Source organism: Nocardia rhizosphaerihabitans, from assembly GCF_014646295.1.
GTDB lineage: Bacteria > Actinomycetota > Actinomycetes > Mycobacteriales > Mycobacteriaceae > Nocardia > Nocardia rhizosphaerihabitans.
Map to the genome: position 1 here is coordinate 74,467 of NZ_BMNE01000004.1, position 16,391 is coordinate 90,857.

Annotated in this window: 18 protein-coding genes; 12 read left to right on the plus strand and 6 right to left on the minus strand. The window is 68.1% G+C overall.

Features of this window, described 5'->3' with window-relative positions:
* Positions 1–5: 5 nt before the first annotated feature.
* The 10 genes from panD (at position 6) to IEY60_RS17890 (ending at position 10,102) form a co-directional block, all read left to right on the plus strand.
* Positions 6–425 carry an aspartate 1-decarboxylase gene (gene panD, locus IEY60_RS17845; protein WP_110041391.1) on the plus strand — a complete coding sequence of 140 codons (420 nt, stop codon included), beginning with the start codon at positions 6–8 and terminating at the stop codon, positions 423–425.
* Between the two features lie 19 nt (positions 426–444).
* The gene (locus IEY60_RS17850) at positions 445–1,227 is read left to right on the plus strand and encodes a type III pantothenate kinase (protein WP_189029669.1); all 783 of its coding nucleotides are present in this window, start codon (positions 445–447) and stop codon (positions 1,225–1,227) included.
* A 162-nt stretch (positions 1,228–1,389) separates the two neighbouring features.
* The gene (locus IEY60_RS17855) at positions 1,390–1,986 is read left to right on the plus strand and encodes a cysteine dioxygenase (RefSeq protein WP_229739923.1); all 597 of its coding nucleotides are present in this window, start codon (positions 1,390–1,392) and stop codon (positions 1,984–1,986) included.
* Between the two features lie 8 nt (positions 1,987–1,994).
* Positions 1,995–2,417, plus strand: a complete 423-nt coding sequence (locus IEY60_RS17860; RefSeq protein ID WP_189031176.1) for a rhodanese-like domain-containing protein — start codon at positions 1,995–1,997, stop codon at positions 2,415–2,417.
* A gap of 316 nt (positions 2,418–2,733) precedes the next feature.
* On the plus strand, positions 2,734–4,200 hold the full coding sequence (gene lysS / locus IEY60_RS17865) for a lysine--tRNA ligase (protein WP_189031178.1): 1,467 nt from the start codon (positions 2,734–2,736) through the stop codon (positions 4,198–4,200).
* 115 nt (positions 4,201–4,315) lie between these two features.
* Positions 4,316–4,678: a histone-like nucleoid-structuring protein Lsr2 gene (locus IEY60_RS17870; RefSeq protein WP_019044650.1), complete on the plus strand. Its 363-nt coding sequence runs from the start codon at positions 4,316–4,318 to the stop codon at positions 4,676–4,678.
* A 226-nt stretch (positions 4,679–4,904) separates the two neighbouring features.
* Positions 4,905–5,519 carry an FHA domain-containing protein gene (locus tag IEY60_RS17875; RefSeq protein WP_189029671.1) on the plus strand — a complete coding sequence of 205 codons (615 nt, stop codon included), beginning with the start codon at positions 4,905–4,907 and terminating at the stop codon, positions 5,517–5,519.
* A 122-nt stretch (positions 5,520–5,641) separates the two neighbouring features.
* Positions 5,642–6,238, plus strand: a complete 597-nt coding sequence (locus IEY60_RS17880; protein ID WP_189029673.1) for an anthrone oxygenase family protein — start codon at positions 5,642–5,644, stop codon at positions 6,236–6,238.
* Between the two features lie 79 nt (positions 6,239–6,317).
* On the plus strand, positions 6,318–7,256 hold the full coding sequence (locus IEY60_RS17885; RefSeq protein ID WP_189029675.1) for an esterase/lipase family protein: 939 nt from the start codon (positions 6,318–6,320) through the stop codon (positions 7,254–7,256).
* Positions 7,257–7,537: 281 nt separating this feature from the next.
* On the plus strand, positions 7,538–10,102 hold the full coding sequence (locus IEY60_RS17890) for an ATP-dependent Clp protease ATP-binding subunit (protein ID WP_189029677.1): 2,565 nt from the start codon (positions 7,538–7,540) through the stop codon (positions 10,100–10,102).
* A 60-nt stretch (positions 10,103–10,162) separates the two neighbouring features.
* Here the strand turns inward: IEY60_RS17890 and IEY60_RS17895 are convergent, their stop codons facing one another.
* Positions 10,163–10,627 carry a YfbM family protein gene (locus IEY60_RS17895; RefSeq protein WP_189029680.1) on the minus strand — a complete coding sequence of 155 codons (465 nt, stop codon included), beginning with the start codon at positions 10,625–10,627 and terminating at the stop codon, positions 10,163–10,165.
* A 24-nt stretch (positions 10,628–10,651) separates the two neighbouring features.
* On the opposite strand from IEY60_RS17895, the gene IEY60_RS17900 reads away from it, so the two are divergent.
* Positions 10,652–10,852, plus strand: coding sequence for a hypothetical protein (locus tag IEY60_RS17900; RefSeq protein WP_189029682.1), 201 nt, complete (start codon positions 10,652–10,654; stop codon positions 10,850–10,852).
* Here IEY60_RS17900 and IEY60_RS17905 read toward each other — a convergent pair.
* Positions 10,846–11,700 (minus strand): LLM class flavin-dependent oxidoreductase, encoded by an 855-nt coding sequence (locus IEY60_RS17905; RefSeq protein WP_229739924.1) that lies wholly within the window; start codon positions 11,698–11,700, stop codon positions 10,846–10,848. The two genes, IEY60_RS17900 and IEY60_RS17905, sit on opposite strands and share 7 nt — an antisense overlap.
* A gap of 152 nt (positions 11,701–11,852) precedes the next feature.
* Here IEY60_RS17905 and IEY60_RS17910 point away from each other — a divergent pair, with 152 nt between their 5' ends.
* Positions 11,853–12,692, plus strand: coding sequence for a helix-turn-helix domain-containing protein (locus IEY60_RS17910; protein WP_189029684.1), 840 nt, complete (start codon positions 11,853–11,855; stop codon positions 12,690–12,692).
* 4 nt (positions 12,693–12,696) lie between these two features.
* Here IEY60_RS17910 and IEY60_RS17915 read toward each other — a convergent pair whose 3' ends face one another.
* The 4 genes from IEY60_RS17915 to IEY60_RS17930 form a co-directional block, all read right to left on the minus strand.
* On the minus strand, positions 12,697–13,887 hold the full coding sequence (locus tag IEY60_RS17915) for an MFS transporter (protein WP_189029686.1): 1,191 nt from the start codon (positions 13,885–13,887) through the stop codon (positions 12,697–12,699).
* A 174-nt stretch (positions 13,888–14,061) separates the two neighbouring features.
* Complete coding sequence (locus IEY60_RS36545) at positions 14,062–14,190, minus strand: helix-turn-helix domain-containing protein (protein ID WP_373291740.1); 129 nt, start codon at positions 14,188–14,190, stop codon at positions 14,062–14,064.
* 50 nt (positions 14,191–14,240) lie between these two features.
* Positions 14,241–14,930: a response regulator gene (locus IEY60_RS17925; RefSeq protein ID WP_189029688.1), complete on the minus strand. Its 690-nt coding sequence runs from the start codon at positions 14,928–14,930 to the stop codon at positions 14,241–14,243.
* On the minus strand, positions 14,927–16,384 hold the full coding sequence (locus IEY60_RS17930) for a sensor histidine kinase (RefSeq protein WP_229739925.1): 1,458 nt from the start codon (positions 16,382–16,384) through the stop codon (positions 14,927–14,929). The genes IEY60_RS17925 and IEY60_RS17930 overlap by 4 nt, the downstream gene beginning before the upstream one ends.
* Positions 16,385–16,391 lie beyond the last annotated feature (7 nt).

Here is a 16,391-nt window from a genome sequence, read left to right on the forward strand (position 1 = left end):
CGACGATGTTGCGCACCATGATGAAGTCGAAGATCCACCGTGCCACGGTGACCCATGCCGACCTGCACTATGTGGGTTCGGTGACCGTCGACCAGGATCTGCTCGACGCCGCCGATCTGCTCGAGGGCGAGCAGGTCTGCATCGTCGACATCGACAACGGCGCCCGCCTCGAGACCTACGTGATCGCGGGCGAGCGCGGTTCGGGCGTGATCGGGATCAACGGCGCCGCCGCCCATCTCGTGCACCCCGGTGACCTGGTCATCCTCATCGCCTACGGCCAGATGGACGAGCAGGAACTGCGCGACTACGACCCCAAGGTGGTCTTCGTCGACGACCGCAACCGCCCCGTGGAGCTCGGTTCGGACCCGGCGCACGCGCCCGAGGGTTCCGGCCTGACCTCCCCGCGCTCCCTGTCGTTCGCCTGAGCGCGGCGGGGGGACTGCGATGCTGCTGACGATCGACGTCCGCAACACCGGAATCGAACTCGGCCTGTTCTCCGGCAGCGGCGAGCACGCGAAACTGGTGCGGCACTGGCGTATCCACACCAATCCGCTGCTCACCGCCGACGAGTTCGCCATGCAGGTGCGTGGCCTGGTCGGCGACGAGATCGACCAGGTGGTCGGCGTCTCGGCGCTGTCGACGGTGCCGCCGGTGCTGCGTGAGCTGCGCACGATGCTCGCGCGCTACTGGGCGCATGTGCCGCACGTGCTGGTGGAACCCGGTGTGCGGACCGGCATCCCGCTGCTGGTCGACAACCCGAAGGAAGTCGGCGCCGACCGCATCGTCAACTGCCTCGCCGCGTTCCGCCGCTTCGGCGGTCCCGCGATCGTTGTCGATTTCGGCACCGCGATCTGCGTCGACCTGGTCTCGGCCAAGGGCGAGTTCCTCGGCGGCGTGATCGCACCCGGCGTGGAGATCTCCACCGAGGCGCTGGTCGAACGCAGCGCGCTGCGCCGGGTCGAGCTCACCCGCCCGCGCTCGGTGCTGGGCAAGAACAGCATGGAGTGCATGCAGTCCGGCGCGGTGTTCGGTTTCGCCGGCCTGGTCGACGGCCTGATCGACCGGATTCGCGACGAGTTCGACGCGTTCTCCGGCACCGATGTCACCGTCGTCGCCACCGGTGCGGGCGCGCCGCTGATCGTCCCGGAATCGGAGACGATCGACCAGCACGAGCCGCATCTGACGCTGACCGGCCTGCGCCACGTCTACGAACGCAACAAGAAGTGACTGTGGTGCAGGTCATTTTCGCCGTAGCGCGCGTCAACTGCTAAACTCTCGCTCGTGTACTTCCGTGTGAGCACCCAGGAGTGTTGTCGAGGCTGACCTGCCTCGACCGTTCGAGGCTGATGTTTTCCCCTCGACCGATTCACACCTCCTGGAGATTCGCTCATGCGTTCTTCTGTCCTTTCCCTTTCGTCCGCGCGCGACGGCTATTCGGCGACACCCCCGCTCGACCGGGCGGTGGCTTCGGCATTGCCGACCCGATTGCGGCCCGCTGACCTGCTGCGTCTCACCGACGAAGGCGCCGAAGACGTCCTCGCGGGCCGCTACGACCACCTGCTGCCCGACGACGGCATCTGGCCGTCGGACGAACGCTGGGCCACCCGGCTGATCGCCGACGACGAGGTCGATGTCTGGCTGATCAGCTGGACGCCGGGAAAATCCACCGAATTGCACGATCACGCCGGTTCCCTCGGCGCGCTCACCGTGCTCAGCGGCGCGCTCTCGGAATTCCGCTGGAATGGCTCGGAGTTGCGCAGGCGCACGCTCGCCGCGGGCGATCAGGCCTCGTTCCCGATCGGCTGGGTCCACGATGTGGTGCGCGCGCCCGCCGCCGCCGAATCCGTCGGCCCGCTCGACCCCACGCTGAGCGTGCACGCCTATTCCCCGCCGTTGTCGGCCATGTCCTATTACGAGGTGACCGGTCACGGCACCTTGCGGCGAACCAAAACCGTCCTCACCGACCAGCCCGAAGGTGACCTGTGATGAGTCGTTTGACGATTGATCAGATGCTCGAGAACGCCCGCGCCGACCTACGCAGGCTCTACGTCTACGACCTACCCTCGGCATTGGCCAGGGGCGCGATTCTGGTGGACATCCGCCCGGCCGCGCAGCGTGTTCGTGAGGGTTCACTACCCGGCGCGCTGGTCATCGAACGCAATGTCCTGGAATGGCGCCTCGATCCGACCTCGTCGGCCCGTTTGTCGCTGGCCGCCGACCACGACGTGGAATGGATCATCTTCTGCTCGGAGGGCTACACCTCGAGTTTGGCCGCGGCCTCGTTGCAGCAGCTCGGTTTGCATCGGGCGACCGACCTGATCGGCGGGTATCAGGCGCTGAAGTCCGCGGGGTTGTTGACTGTTGCGGTGGGGGCGCCGCACTTTGCTCGTGAGGTGAATGCGCTGGCCTCGCTGTAGCAGCGCCTCGGCTGGTGGCTGGGCGCCTGACCGGCAGCCCGGCCACCGCTCGTCGGGGGTGGCGGGTGGGGTGAGTTGGGTTGTCTGCGTGCGGATTCGGGGCCTGCCGCGGCGGGGGATTGTTTCGATGGTGTGACGTGGATTGCATTCGGCCGAGGAATGGCCGGTGCGATGTCCGGTTTCCGTCTAGTCGTCTACGGGCAGGTCGCTAATACATTTCCGGCGCACGCTACTGTTATCGGATGTGAGCACCCCTAACCCCGCCGCAACCGGCCGCGCCGTCAGTTCCGCCGTGGACAGTGATGTCCCCGAGCAGATGCGGATTCGCCGGGACAAGCGGGAGCGGCTGCTCGCCGAGGGCGGTCAGGCCTACCCGGTGGTGGTGCCACGCACCCACACACTGGCCGAAATCCGTGCCGCCTACCCGGATCTGGAGCCCGATACCCAGACCGGCCTCCAGGCGGGCATCGCGGGCCGCGTCATTTTCGTCCGTAATACCGGCAAGCTGTGCTTCGCCACGCTGCAGGAGGGCGACGGCACCAAGCTGCAGGCGATGATCAGCCTCAACGGCGTCGGCGCCGACGCGCTGGCCGCCTGGAAGTCCGATGTGGACCTCGGCGACTTCGTCTACGTGCACGGCGAGGTCATCTCCTCGCGCACCGGTGAATTGAGCGTCATGGCCGATTCCTGGTCGATGGCGGCCAAGTCGCTGCGCCCGCTGCCGGTGGCGCACAAGGAGATGAACGAGGAGTCGCGCGTCCGGCAGCGCTATGTCGACCTGATCGTGCGCCCCGAGGCCAGGGAAATGGCCCGTACCCGCGTGAACGTGGTCCGCGCGCTGCGCACCGCGCTCGAGCGCCGCGGCTTCCTCGAGGTCGAGACCCCGATGCTGCAGACCATCCACGGCGGCGCCGCCGCGCGCCCCTTCGTCACCCATTCCAATGCGCTGGACATGGAGTTGTTCCTGCGTATCGCGCCGGAGCTGTTCCTGAAGCGCTGTGTGGTCGGTGGCCTGGAGAAGGTCTTCGAGATCAACCGGAACTTCCGCAACGAGGGCGCCGACTCGACCCATTCGCCCGAGTTCGCGATGCTGGAAACCTACGAGGCTTACGGCACCTACGACGACTCGGCGACGATGACCCGGGAATTGATCCAGGAAGTCGCGCAGGAGGCATTCGGCACCCTGCTGGTGACGCTTGCCGACGGCACGGAATATGATCTCGGCGGCGAGTGGACGACGGTCGAGATGTATCCGTCGCTGTCGGAGTCCATCGGTGTCGAGGTGACTCCGGAAACCAGTGTCGAGGAATTGCTCGCGCTGGCCGATCGGGTCGGTCTGGAAATTCCTGCGGGCAAGGGCTACGGACACGGCAAACTTGTCGAAGAACTGTGGGAACATGCCTATGGCGACAAGCTCTACGCGCCGACTTTCGTCCGTGACTTCCCGGTGGAGACCTCACCGCTGACCCGTCAGCATCGCAGCAAGTCCGGTGTCACGGAGAAGTGGGACCTGTATGTTCGCGGCTTCGAGTTGGCAACGGGCTATTCGGAGTTGGTCGACCCGGTGATCCAGCGGGAACGGTTCGTCGATCAGGCGAGGCTGGCCGCCGCCGGCGACGACGAGGCCATGGTGCTCGACGAAGACTTCCTAGCCGCGATGGAACACGGCATGCCGCCGACTACCGGAACCGGTATGGGAATCGATCGCTTGTTGATGGCACTCACGGGTTTGGGAATCCGGGAAACGATCCTGTTCCCGATTGTTCGTCCGGCTAGTCGCTGACCAGTCAATTTGCGGGGCGAAGGCCTCGTGTTGGAATTTTCGTAAATCGAGGTATTCTTGCCTCGGGTATTCGGCCTGGAGGCAGGCTTGACGATTTCGAGAGGACGTTCATCTCATGGCAAAGAAGGTCACCGTTAGCCTGATCGACGATGTCGACGGTGAGTCCATCGCGGACGAAACCATCGAGTTCGCTATCGATGGCGTGTCGTACGAGATCGACCTGTCGGAGGCTAACGCGGCGCGCCTGCGCGAAGGCTTGGACGAGTGGGTCGCCAACGCCCGTCGCGTGAGTGGCCGTCGCCGGGTGAAGGCGGCAGGCGCCCCCGCGCCGCAGGGCAAGAGCCGTGTTTCCATGGACCGGGAACAGAGCGCCGCAATTCGTGAATGGGCCCGTCGCAAGGGCCACAAGGTCTCCGCCCGCGGCCGCATCTCGGCCGATATCACCGAGGCGTACAACAAGGAAGTCGGCAAGGCCTGAACATCGGGCGCACGCCGCGCCGAGCTCGTACTCGCGCCTGAGGGGCTGAAATCGGGCAGGGATTCCCTGTCGGTCTCGGCCCCTCAGGCGTATCCGAAGTCGCTGGTGGGCAGGGTTTTCCGGGGCAAGGCGCCCGAGCGATAGAATGTGTGGGCTGAAGGGGGCCACCGAGGCAGGTGAGGGCACTGGCGGTATGGAGAGATGAGGTATCGGCGCAGTGACCGGAATGGCTAGTTCTTTTTTGCGGTATACCGACGACACCGGGCGGCAGCATGAGCTGGCGCTTGATCCCGCGCAGCAGCGTTTCACTATCGGCCGCAATGTGCAGGCCGACCTCGTCCTAGGTTGGGACGCCGAGGTCTCACGCCTGCACGCCGCGGTCGAGCACCTCGGCGCGCACTGGACCATCGTCGACGACGGTCTCTCCCGCAACGGCACCTTCGTCAACGGCGAGCGGCTGATCGGCAGGCGCAGGCTCAGCCCCGGCGACCGCATCCGCGTCGGCACCACGCTGGTGCATTTCTTCGATTTCGGCGGCGTCGTCGACGACGCGACCCATACCGCCTCCGGTTCGATACCGACCATGCGCTCGCTCACCGAAACCCAGCGCGCGGTGCTGATCGCGCTGTGCCGCCCGTACAAGCACGGCACCGGCTTCGCGACGCCCGCCTCGAATCAGCAGATCGCCGAGGAGCTGTTCCTCTCCATCGACGCGATCAAGACCCACTTGCGTGCCCTGTTCGCGAAGTTCGGGGTGGAGAACCTGCCGCAGAACCAGAAGCGCACCCGGCTGGCCGCGCTGGCCATGCAGAGCGGGATGATCTCCGACCACGACCTGTAGGCGACGCTCGCGCAGGTGCATGAGCGTCTGAACCATGTCGGCGGTACGCGTTACACGGTTGACTGAGTCGTATCACCGGAGCACAGGGATCGAGCTCCGGAAGACGAGTCAGGAGACATCTCATGTTCGCAGTTCGGATGGCCGCGATGGTGATGGCCGTGCTCAGCACCGGGCTGATCGCCGGCGTGTTCTACGCCTACGCGATCTCGGTGATGCCCGCACTGGCCCGGACCGGCGATCGCACGTTGATCGATGTCATGCAGAAGGTCAACGTGGTGATCATCAACCCGTGGTTCATGCTCGGCTTCCTCGGCACGGTCGGGTTCACGGCGCTGGCCGCGGTGTTGAGTCTGGGCAAGGAGCACCGCACGACGCTGATCTGGCTCGGAATCGCCGTGGTGCTCAACGTGATCGCCTTCGCCGTCACCGCGGCGCTGAACGTGCCGCTCAACGACGCGCTCGCGGCGGCGGGCGACCCGGCGGCCATCGTCGACACCGCGGCGGTGCGCGCCGACTACGAGGCGGCCTGGGTCCGCTGGAACATCCTGCGCGCGGTGCTGCACACGGCGGCGTTCCTGGTGCTGTGCGGCGCGCTGTTCGCCGCCGGTGTGCAGCAGGGGAAGTCGAGTGCCGCGGGTGTGGTTGCCGGACAGCAGGTTTCGCAGACGGTGGCGGCGCCCATGGCGGGCGGGTTCGCCCCGGCGCCGTACCAGCGCTGATGGCGATCTGCCAATAGGCCACGCGATCGCTGGAACGTGTTCCATGATTGGTGGAACATGTTCTAGTGAGGAGTCGTTGATGCGACGTAGTTCGAGATCGTTGCTGGTACTGGCCGCGGCGGCCCTGCTGACCTGGGCGACCGCAGGCACCGCCGCCGCCGAGTATCCGGTCGACTACAACTTCTTCGCCGGGATCGCGCCGGAGCTGACCAATCCCGGCGGGTCGCTCCCCGGTGCCGACGATCCCGGCTGTGTCCCCTCGGCCGAGCATCCGAATCCGGTGGTGCTGCTGCACGGCACCGGCGGTGGCGCACAGACGAATTGGGGCGTGTACGCCCCGCTGCTGGCCAACGAGGGCTACTGCGTCTACGCGCTCACCTTCGGCGCCTACGGCCTGCCCTGGCCGGTCTCGGCGATCGGCGGGATGCGGCCCATCGAGCAGAGCGCCGCCGAGGTGTCGGCCTTCGTCGACCGGGTGCTCGCGCGCACCGGCGCCGCGCGGGTCGACTTCGTCGCGCATTCGCAGGGCAACATCGTCGGCAACTACTACATCAAGCGTCTCGGCGGCGCGGCCAAGGTCGACAAGCTGGTCGGGATCGCCCCGCCGTGGCTGGGCACCAACGCGCTGGGCGCAGGCGACATCGCCGCCTACAGCCGGGCCCTCGGCGCGGGCCCCGCCTTCGACGCGGTCGCGACGTCGCTGTGCCAGGCCTGCGGGCAGATGCTCACCGGCGACGACTTCATCGATGCCCTCAATGCCGACGGCGTGTACAGCCCCCACGTCACCTACACCAACATCGTCTCCTCGATCGACGAACTGGTCGTCCCGCACACCTCCGGCCTGGTCCCCGGCCCGAACGCCACCTCGATCGTCGTCCAGGACGGCTGCGCCCAGGACTACTCCGAGCACATGGCCATTGCGGGCAGCCCGCGCGCCGCAGGTCACGTCCTCAATGCCCTGGATCCGGCCCGTCAGGCCCCGGTTCCATGCGAGTTTGTGCCCCCGTTCACGGGGTAGTGCCGTCATCGGCTCGACATATTTCGCTGTAGGCAAAACTCGAGGGGAAACGAATGCCGCGACGTGCGCGTTATGAGTGAATGACCATGTTGCCGCCGGTCATCAATAGGGTGGACCGGCGGCGGCGGGATCCCCTGCCAACTAGAGTGGATGGCGGGGGCCGCAACCCCCGGGCTTCATGGCAGGCTGACGGCGACAGTTGTCGGTCCGACGCCCTAGGTTGTACCGAGCACACTGCGGCGTCTGTTGCCAGAATGTCGGAGCAGGAGAGTGAGGGAGCGATGTTCGAGAGGTTCACCGACCGCGCGAGGCGTGTCGTTGTCCTGGCCCAAGAAGAGGCCCGGATGCTCAACCACAACTACATCGGCACCGAGCACATCCTGCTTGGGTTGATCCACGAGGGCGAGGGCGTGGCGGCGAAGTCGCTGGAGTCCCTTGGCATCTCGCTGGAGGGTGTGCGCAGCCAGGTCGAGGAGATCATCGGTCAGGGCCAGCAGGCGCCGTCCGGTCACATCCCCTTCACCCCGCGTGCCAAGAAGGTGCTGGAGCTGAGCCTGCGCGAGGCGCTGCAGCTCGGCCACAACTACATCGGTACCGAGCACATCCTGCTCGGGCTCATCCGCGAGGGCGAGGGCGTCGCCGCCCAGGTTCTGGTCAAGCTCGGTGCCGACCTGAACCGCGTCCGTCAGCAGGTCATCCAGCTGCTGTCCGGGTACCAGGGCAAGGAGCCCGTCGAGGGTTCCGGCTCGCGCGGTGAGGCGGGCACTCCGTCCACTTCGCTGGTGCTCGACCAGTTCGGCCGCAACCTCACTCAGGCCGCGCTCGAGGGCAAGCTCGACCCCGTCATCGGCCGCTCGAAGGAAATCGAGCGCGTCATGCAGGTGCTGAGCCGCCGCACCAAGAACAACCCGGTCCTGATCGGTGAGCCCGGTGTCGGTAAGACCGCGGTCGTCGAGGGCCTGGCGCAGGCCATCGTCAACGGTGAGGTCCCCGAGACCCTCAAGGACAAGCAGCTCTACACCCTCGACCTGGGTTCCCTGGTCGCGGGCAGCCGCTACCGCGGTGACTTCGAAGAGCGCCTGAAGAAGGTGCTCAAGGAGATCAACACCCGCGGCGACATCATCCTGTTCATCGACGAGCTGCACACGCTCGTCGGCGCGGGTGCTGCCGAAGGCGCCATCGACGCGGCCTCGATCCTGAAGCCGAAGCTGGCCCGTGGCGAGCTGCAGACCATCGGCGCGACCACCCTCGACGAGTACCGCAAGTACATCGAGAAGGACGCCGCCCTGGAACGCCGCTTCCAGCCGGTGCAGGTCGGCGAGCCGACCGTCGAGCACACCATCAACATCCTCAAGGGTCTGCGCGACCGCTACGAGGCGCACCACCGGGTGTCCATCACCGACGGCGCCCTTGTCGCCGCCGCGACGCTGGCCGACCGCTACATCAACGACCGGTTCCTGCCGGACAAGGCGATCGACCTGATCGACGAGGCCGGCGCGCGCATGCGCATCCGCCGGATGACCGCTCCGCCGGACCTGCGCGAGTTCGACGACAAGATCGCCGACGCCCGCCGCGAGAAGGAAAGCGCGATCGACGCGCAGGACTTCGAGAAGGCCGCGCGTCTGCGTGACAAGGAGAAGCAGCTCGTCGCCAAGCGCGCCGAGCGCGAGAAGCAGTGGCGTTCCGGTGACCTGGACGTCGTTGCCGAGGTCGACGACGAGCAGATCGCGGAGGTGCTGGCCAACTGGACCGGTATCCCCGTCTTCAAGCTCACCGAGGAGGAGACCACCCGTCTGCTCCGCATGGAGGACGAGCTGCACAAGCGGATCATCGGCCAGGAGGATGCCGTCAAGGCCGTCTCCAAGGCGATCCGCCGCACTCGCGCCGGCCTGAAGGATCCGAAGCGTCCGTCCGGCTCGTTCATCTTCGCCGGTCCGTCCGGTGTCGGTAAGACCGAGCTGTCCAAGGCGCTGGCGAACTTCCTGTTCGGCGACGACGACGCGCTCATCCAGATCGACATGGGCGAGTTCCACGACCGCTTCACCGCGTCGCGCCTGTTCGGTGCCCCTCCCGGGTACGTGGGCTACGAAGAGGGCGGCCAGCTCACCGAGAAGGTGCGTCGCAAGCCGTTCTCGGTGGTGCTGTTCGACGAGATCGAGAAGGCGCACCAGGAGATCTACAACACCCTCCTGCAGGTGCTCGAGGACGGCCGTCTCACCGACGGTCAGGGTCGTACGGTCGACTTCAAGAACACCGTGCTGATCTTCACCTCGAACCTGGGCACCTCCGACATCTCCAAGGCCGTCGGCCTGGGCTTCACCCAGTCCAACGCCGAGGGTTCGAACTACGAGCGGATGAAGCTCAAGGTCAACGACGAGCTGAAGAAGCACTTCCGCCCCGAGTTCCTCAACCGCATCGACGACGTGATCGTGTTCCACCAGCTCACCAGCGAGCAGATCGTGATGATGGTGGACCTGATGATCAACCGCGTCGCCAAGCAGCTGAAGAACAAGGACATGGCGATCGAGCTGACCGACCAGGCCAAGAGCCTGCTCGCCAAGCGCGGTTTCGACCCGGTCCTGGGTGCGCGTCCGCTGCGCCGCACGATCCAGCGCGAGATCGAGGATCAGCTGTCGGAGAAGATCCTCTTCGGCGAGATCGGCGCGGGCCAGACCATCGTGGTCGACGTCGAGGGCTGGAACGGCGAGGGCCTTGGCGAGGACGCCAAGTTCACCTTCACCGGCAAGGCGAAGCTGACCAAGGCGCCCGCGGGCGACGACAAGCCCGAGGTCGTCCTGACCGGCGCTGCCGAGGGCCCCGCGCCCGAGGCCGCCTCCGGCGAGTAAGAAGCCGAACCGAAAAGCCCGCCCCGACCTCAGGTCGGGGCGGGCTTTCTCGTGTGCCGGTCAGCCGAAGTGCTGGAGGAAACCGGATCCGCGCTCGGCCGCGTACCGGAACACCTGCTCCAGGCCGTCGTAGTGGTGGCGCAGGTAGTGCAGCCCGCTCTCGCCGTCGCGGACCCAGATGTTCGGGTACACCCCGGCCGCGTCCATCGCCGCGGGGTCGAAGAACAGCGCCAGCTCGTCGAACGGGATGCGGCTCAAGACCTTCGCCGTGGCGGACACGTCGTCGGGGTGCCACGCGAAATAGTTGTCATCGGCCAGCGGACGGCCGGTGTCGACCAGATCGACCCCGATGTTCGCCTGGGCCAGCAGGTACGCCAAGCCCGCCCACGCCTTGTCCAGGTAACCGCTCGGCCCGCCGTCGTGGATCTCCAGACCGTCGAGAAAATCGTCGGGCCACTCGGCGGTCGCCGCCAGCTGCTCCAGCTCCACGGCGCTCACCCTGGTGAACGACATGATCACCCCCATGCGGAACTCCTTTTCCTCCCGGTAATGTCCGCCGAAGCTAGCAGCGGCCACCGACATCGCGGCGCGGGTATCGAATTCGGCTGGGTGGCGCGCTCTTTCGTTCGGGCGGATTGCCGGGGTGGCGCGATCCGGGGGCGCGCTACCGTCACGGTGACCGACGACCCGCAGAATCCGCGCTATATCGTCGGTCTCGTCCTCGAGGCCTACTGGAGTGCCATCTACTGACGTCCGAGCGCCAGGTCGAAGATCGGCGCGAACGCCTCGGCCAGTTCGCCCGGGACGATCAGTTCGTCGATTCCGTAGCGCGCGCGGCGGGATTCGAGGATGTCCACAGCCAGCTGGGGATCGCTGGGGAGAAAACCGGCGGCGCCCGCGTCGCGGAGTTTCTCCGGGGTGTAGCCGAGTCGGGCGCTGAGCCAGTGCGGCAATTGCTCACCGAGACCGACCAATTGGAGGGTGAATCGGACCTCCCGATCGGTGTGGTCGGTGACCGTGGTGACCATATGGGCGAGTTCGTCCTCGGTCGCATCCGGGGCGGCGGCCAGCAGTATCCGATCGGCGTGGGTGGCCGCGGTGGCGAGCATGCGCGGGCCGTTCGCCGCGATCACGATCGGTGGGGCAGGGTCGACCTCGAACCGTACCGCGGTGGCGGTGTCGATCAGCTGCTGCCGTCGTTCACCCGCCGAACCCCAGGGCATGCCGAGCTTTTCGGCTTCACCGCGGGCCTCGGGGCGGCCGGTGCCGAGGCCCAGCTCGAAACGTCCGTCCGAAAGCAGTTGCAGCGCAGCGACTTCCCGCACCGACGAACCGGTGGTGCGCAAGGGTGCCGCGAGAACGTTCGGCCGCACCCGCAGCTGCGTCGTCACCGCGGCCGCGGCGGCCGGCACGGGGAGCGGCGACGGGGTGTAGAGCGTGTCCGGCAGGAGGAGGGTGGCGTACCCCCGCTGCTCGGCGTCGACCACCGCACGCGTCCACTGGGCCCCGGACCGGGGCGTCAGCACGATCCCGAATCGCACCGCGTCGTAGTGTTCGGCCAGGAAGGTCGGCGTCGTCGCGCTGTCGAAGGTGTTCATGACTTCAGCCTGCTGGCGACGGCGGCCGCGGACATCGGCCGCGCGACCCGATCCCGGCTACGTCTGCGGGCGTAGTTCCGGGCGCGATTTCACGCCCGCACCGGCTCCGAGCTGCCTTGGTACCGTGAACCGGTCGGAGATCCACCCGGAGGATGTGCACGGTGACGCTGATCGAATCTGGTGCGAGCGGACTCGACGATGTGCTCGCGGGCCTGCAATGGCGCTTCGCCGGCCGGGACGAATTCGCGCTCACCGCGGGCGGCTGGGAGTTCATCGAGGGCGAACCGAGCGCACTCGTGGTGACCGAGGGCCTCGTCCGGGTCGAAGGACTGGGCACCGCCGAGGATCTGGCGACCGGTGACTTCCTGTTCGTCCCGCGTGCGGACCGCTTCGTGATCAACGCGCTGTCGGAGGGCACCGTGCTGCGGGTGCGGCTCGCGCCGGCCGCGACCAGCGGCGCGATGGCCGCGCTGCCGCAGCGGGTGCTGCTCACCGAATTCGTCCGGCACGCGCCGCTGGCCGCGACCATGTTCGAGCATCTGGTGCGCGAGTGCCCCGATCCGTTCGGCGTGCAGGGCGACCGGGTCGCCACCCTGATCGCGTCGATGGCGATCGAGTCCTGGCACGCGCGCGGGTGCGCGCCGAAACGCTGGTTGTTGCGGGTGCACGAGCCGGGGGTGGCGCGCGCGGTGGCCGCTATGCACGCCGATCCCGGTCAGGAGTGGACGGTCGAAGCGCTCGCGCGGGTCGCGCTGGCCTCGCGGTCCGGGTTCGCGGCGCGGTTCCAGGCGGCCACCGGGCTCACGCCGGGGCGGTATCTGACGAAGCTGCGGGTCGAGCGGGCCCAGCTGTTCCTGGCCGAGCACGACATGTCGGTCGGCGCGGTGGCGCGGCGGCTGGGCTACCGGTCCGAGACCGCGTTCGGCCGGGCCTTTCGCAAGCACACGGGCCACACGCCGTCGGAATGGCGACGTGCGGCCCGCTCGGCCTGAGCTACTACCGCGCGGCGCGGCTGAGTGACACCCGCACCAGCACGCCGCCGAGCACCGCCGCCAGCGCCGCGAGTCCGTAGGTCGCCGCCAGGCCGATGCTGTCCACCCCACGCCCGCCGACCGCGGAACCCAGGATGATCGCCAGCTGGAAACCGCCGACCACCAGCCCGCTGCCCGCCTCCATCCGCTCGGGCAGCACCCGCGACACCCACACCTGCACCAGATTGAGGATGCCGCCGAACGCGCCGCCCCACACCACCACGGCGACATAACCGAGCACCGGCACCGCACCGGAGACGATGATCGCCAGCAGCGACAGCCCGATCGCCGTCGGCACCGCGACCAGGAGGACGCCGAGCTTGCGATCGGCCAGCGACCCGAGCACGAAATTCCCGAGCAGACCGCCGACACCGAACAGCGCGAGCAACACCGGAATCGCCGACGGACCCGCCGCGAGCAGCTCGGCCAGCGCGGGCCGGATGTAGGTGAACCCGGCGAAATGCCCGCCGATCACGGCGACCACGCTGACCAGCCCCAACGCGACCCCCGGCGCCCGCAGGGCCGCCCCCATCGCCGCGAATCCGATCCCCTTGCTCGGCGCGATCGGCGGCAGCATCATGCGCACCGCCACCGCCGCAACGACCGTCAGCCCCGCCGCCACGACGAACACGGTCCGCCACCCCGCGTACGTGCTCAGCAGCACCCCCAGCGGCACCCCGGCGACGGTCGCGACGGTGGTCCCCGAGTTCACGATCATCATCGCCTTGCCGAGGCGATGCGCGGGCACCAGCTGCGCGGCGATCACCAGCGCCATCGACCAGTACCCACCCACCGCGACCCCGAGCAGCAGTCGCGCGACCAGCAGCAGCGCGATATTCGGCGCCACCGCCACCAGGACGTTCGACACGGCAGCCCCGACGGTCAGCACCAGCAACAGCGTGCGCCGGTCGACCTTCGGAAACAGCGAGCCCAACCCGAGCGCGGCCAACAGCGCGGTCAACGCGGTCGCGCTGACGGAGAGCCCGACCACCCCTTCCGGTACCCGCAGATCGTCGGCGAGCGCGGTCAGCACCCCCGGTGGCAGGAACTCCGCCGTCACCAGCGTGAAGCTCCCGAGGAACATGGTGAGCAGCGCGGGCCATGCGCGGCGGCCGGTCTCCGGCGCCGCGGCATCGATGGTCGATATCGTCGTCATGCACGATGCAACAACGCTTCTCGCGCCCGCCCGCGACCCAAACGCCACGGAAGCCGACTCAAACGCCAGGCTTCACGCGAAGCTCCGGATGCACCCCTGTTCGACGAATCGCGCCTCCCTGTCCGCGACAAGCCGTTCCAGATCGGCCGCGCTCACCAGCGGAACAGGCTCGGCTCAGGCGGCGTCGACCTTCTCGAAACGGGCGACGAACCGCACCTCGAGTGCGTGTGCCAGACGCTCGAGCATGCCGATTGTCGGTGTGCCACCCCCTGATTCGAGTCTCGACACCTCGGGCCGACGCAGCCCGGCACAGCTCGGCCAGCTGCGTCTGCGTCAGCCCGAGCTCCAGCCGTTTACTGCCAGCCAGGGCGGACCAGGCCGGATTCGTAGGCGAGCACGACTAGTTGGGTGCGGTCGCGGGCGTTCAGTTTGGTGAGGATGCGGCTGACGTGGGTGCGGGCGGTGGCGGGGCTGAGGTAGAGGCGGGCGCCGATTTCGGCGTTGGTGAGGCCTTCGGCGACGAGGGTCATCACCTCGCGTTCGCGGTCGGTGAGGTCGGCGAGGGCGGCGGGTGGGGGTTGTTTGGCGTGGGTGGAGAACTCGGCCAGGAGGCGGCGGGTGACGCCGGGGGAGAGGAGGGCGTCGCCCGCGGCGACCACGCGGACGGCGCGGAGCAGGTCGGCGGGTTCGGTGTGTTTGACCAGGAAGCCGGCCGCGCCCGCGCGGATCGCCTCGAAGACGTACTCGTCGAGCTCGAAGGTGGTGAGGACGACGACGCGGACCTCGGCGAGGGCGGCCTCGTCGGCGATCATGCGGGTCGCGGCCAGGCCGTCGAGGATGGGCATGCGGATGTCCATCAGCACCACATCGGGGACGAGCGCGCGGGTCATCCGGACGGCCTGCTCGCCGTTCTCGGCCTCGCCGACTACCTCGATGTCGTCCTGGGCGTCGAGCAGCGCGACGAACCCGCCGCGCACCAGCGCCTGATCATCGGCGACCAGCACGCGCGTCTTGCGAGCACCGACCTGGCCGGGATCGCTCATGTGGAGAACTCCCTACCGTCAGCACCCGCCGCGGAGCCTGCATGGTCAGCACCGGCCGCCGCGGAGCCCGAGCGGTCAGCGCCGGCCCCCGCGGAGCCTGCATGGTCAGCACCGGCTGTGGCGGAGCCTGAACCCTCAGCGGCAGAGCCCGCGGCGGACGCGGATCGCTGGGACGCACGCGATGCGCTGTTGCGCGGTTCAGCCGCGGCGCCCGCAGGCCGGGCAGGCAACCTGGCCGCCACCCGGAACCCACCGGAGGGCCGCGGCCCGGCCGTCAACGCCCCGCCGAGCGCGTGCGCCCGCTCCCGCATACCGATGATCCCGTTCCCACCCGCACCGGTACGGACCGCGGTGCTGGTCGGCCGCGTGTTGTCGATGGTGATGTCGACCGATTCGGGCGTGTACCGCAGGGTGATCATCGCCGTCGCGCCGGGCGCGTGCCGCACCACATTGGTCAGCGATTCCTGGATGATCCTGGCCGCGGCCACATCGATCACGCTGGGCAGCTTCTTGGGCGTACCGATGATCTTGGTGTCGACCCCGAGCCCGGTCGCCCTGGTGCGCTCGAGCAAGGTCTCGAGATCATCGAGCGACGGTGCGGGCGCGCGGGGAGCGGGCCGCGGCGGCGCGACAGGAGCGGTGGGCGCCGGCGATTCGGCGGCGGGCTCAGCGTATTCCTCGACCGCGGGCGCCACCGCCGCACCACTGCGAATGGCGTGCAGCAGCGTATGCACCTCGGCCAGCGACTCTTTGGAGGTGGTTTTGATGGTGGCGAGCGCGGCCGCCGCCTGCTGCGGTTTCCGGTCGAAGAGCTCCAGCGCCACCGAGGACTGCACATTGATCAGCGAAAGACTGTGCGCGAGAACATCATGCAGCTCACGGGCGATCGCGAGCCGCTCCTCGCTGGCCGCCCTGGCCTGCTGCGCCTGCTCGTCGCGCCGCGCGGCCTCGGCCCGCTGCCTGCGGGCGACGACCACCGCCCGCCGCTGCCGCACCCCCTCGGCGATCCCGACGAGCACACCCATCCAGGCCAGCAGGCCGAAGATCTGCCACGCGTCGGTGTCGCGTCCGAGCAGCGCGGGCAACGGCCACACCATCGTCAGATAGCCGACCGCGACCACCGGGTAGGTGCGCCACCGTGATCCGTCGACCGCCGCGGTCAGGAACGCGATGATCAGCGACAGGAAGATCGGCCCGTATCCGTAGTCGCGCAGCACAAACGACACCGCCGCGAGCAGGGCGACCAGCAGCACCGGTTCGGGCAGCACACGCCGGAAGCCGAGCGCGATCGGCCCGGCGAGCAGCAACAGATACGCGAACGCGTCGAGCGCGCGCACCCCGCTCTGATGCGTATTCGCACCGGAACTTCCGGCGAGCTGGATCACCGCGACCACCACTGCCAGGCCCCAGTCCACAACGACCGAGCCACGCTCCCATTTCGCAGACGCTCCCACCTCACTC

Bases quoted from the DNA above. Each gene is read 5' to 3' on its own strand.
- panD (WP_110041391.1), top strand. From the start codon at position 6: ATGTTGCGCACCATGATGAAGTCGAAGATCCACCGTGCCACGGTGACC.
- IEY60_RS17850 (WP_189029669.1), top strand. From the start codon at position 445: ATGCTGCTGACGATCGACGTCCGCAACACCGGAATCGAACTCGGCCTG.
- IEY60_RS17855 (WP_229739923.1), top strand. From the start codon at position 1,390: ATGCGTTCTTCTGTCCTTTCCCTTTCGTCCGCGCGCGACGGCTATTCG.
- lysS (WP_189031178.1), top strand. From the start codon at position 2,734: ATGCGGATTCGCCGGGACAAGCGGGAGCGGCTGCTCGCCGAGGGCGGT.
- IEY60_RS17870 (WP_019044650.1), top strand. From the start codon at position 4,316: ATGGCAAAGAAGGTCACCGTTAGCCTGATCGACGATGTCGACGGTGAG.
- IEY60_RS17875 (WP_189029671.1), top strand. From the start codon at position 4,905: ATGGCTAGTTCTTTTTTGCGGTATACCGACGACACCGGGCGGCAGCAT.
- IEY60_RS17880 (WP_189029673.1), top strand. From the start codon at position 5,642: ATGTTCGCAGTTCGGATGGCCGCGATGGTGATGGCCGTGCTCAGCACC.
- IEY60_RS17885 (WP_189029675.1), top strand. From the start codon at position 6,318: ATGCGACGTAGTTCGAGATCGTTGCTGGTACTGGCCGCGGCGGCCCTG.
- IEY60_RS17890 (WP_189029677.1), top strand. From the start codon at position 7,538: ATGTTCGAGAGGTTCACCGACCGCGCGAGGCGTGTCGTTGTCCTGGCC.
- IEY60_RS17895 (WP_189029680.1), bottom strand. From the start codon at position 10,627: ATGGGGGTGATCATGTCGTTCACCAGGGTGAGCGCCGTGGAGCTGGAG.
- IEY60_RS17900 (WP_189029682.1), top strand. From the start codon at position 10,652: ATGTCCGCCGAAGCTAGCAGCGGCCACCGACATCGCGGCGCGGGTATC.
- IEY60_RS17905 (WP_229739924.1), bottom strand. From the start codon at position 11,700: ATGAACACCTTCGACAGCGCGACGACGCCGACCTTCCTGGCCGAACAC.
- IEY60_RS17910 (WP_189029684.1), top strand. From the start codon at position 11,853: ATGTGCACGGTGACGCTGATCGAATCTGGTGCGAGCGGACTCGACGAT.
- IEY60_RS17915 (WP_189029686.1), bottom strand. From the start codon at position 13,887: ATGACGACGATATCGACCATCGATGCCGCGGCGCCGGAGACCGGCCGC.
- IEY60_RS17925 (WP_189029688.1), bottom strand. From the start codon at position 14,930: ATGAGCGATCCCGGCCAGGTCGGTGCTCGCAAGACGCGCGTGCTGGTC.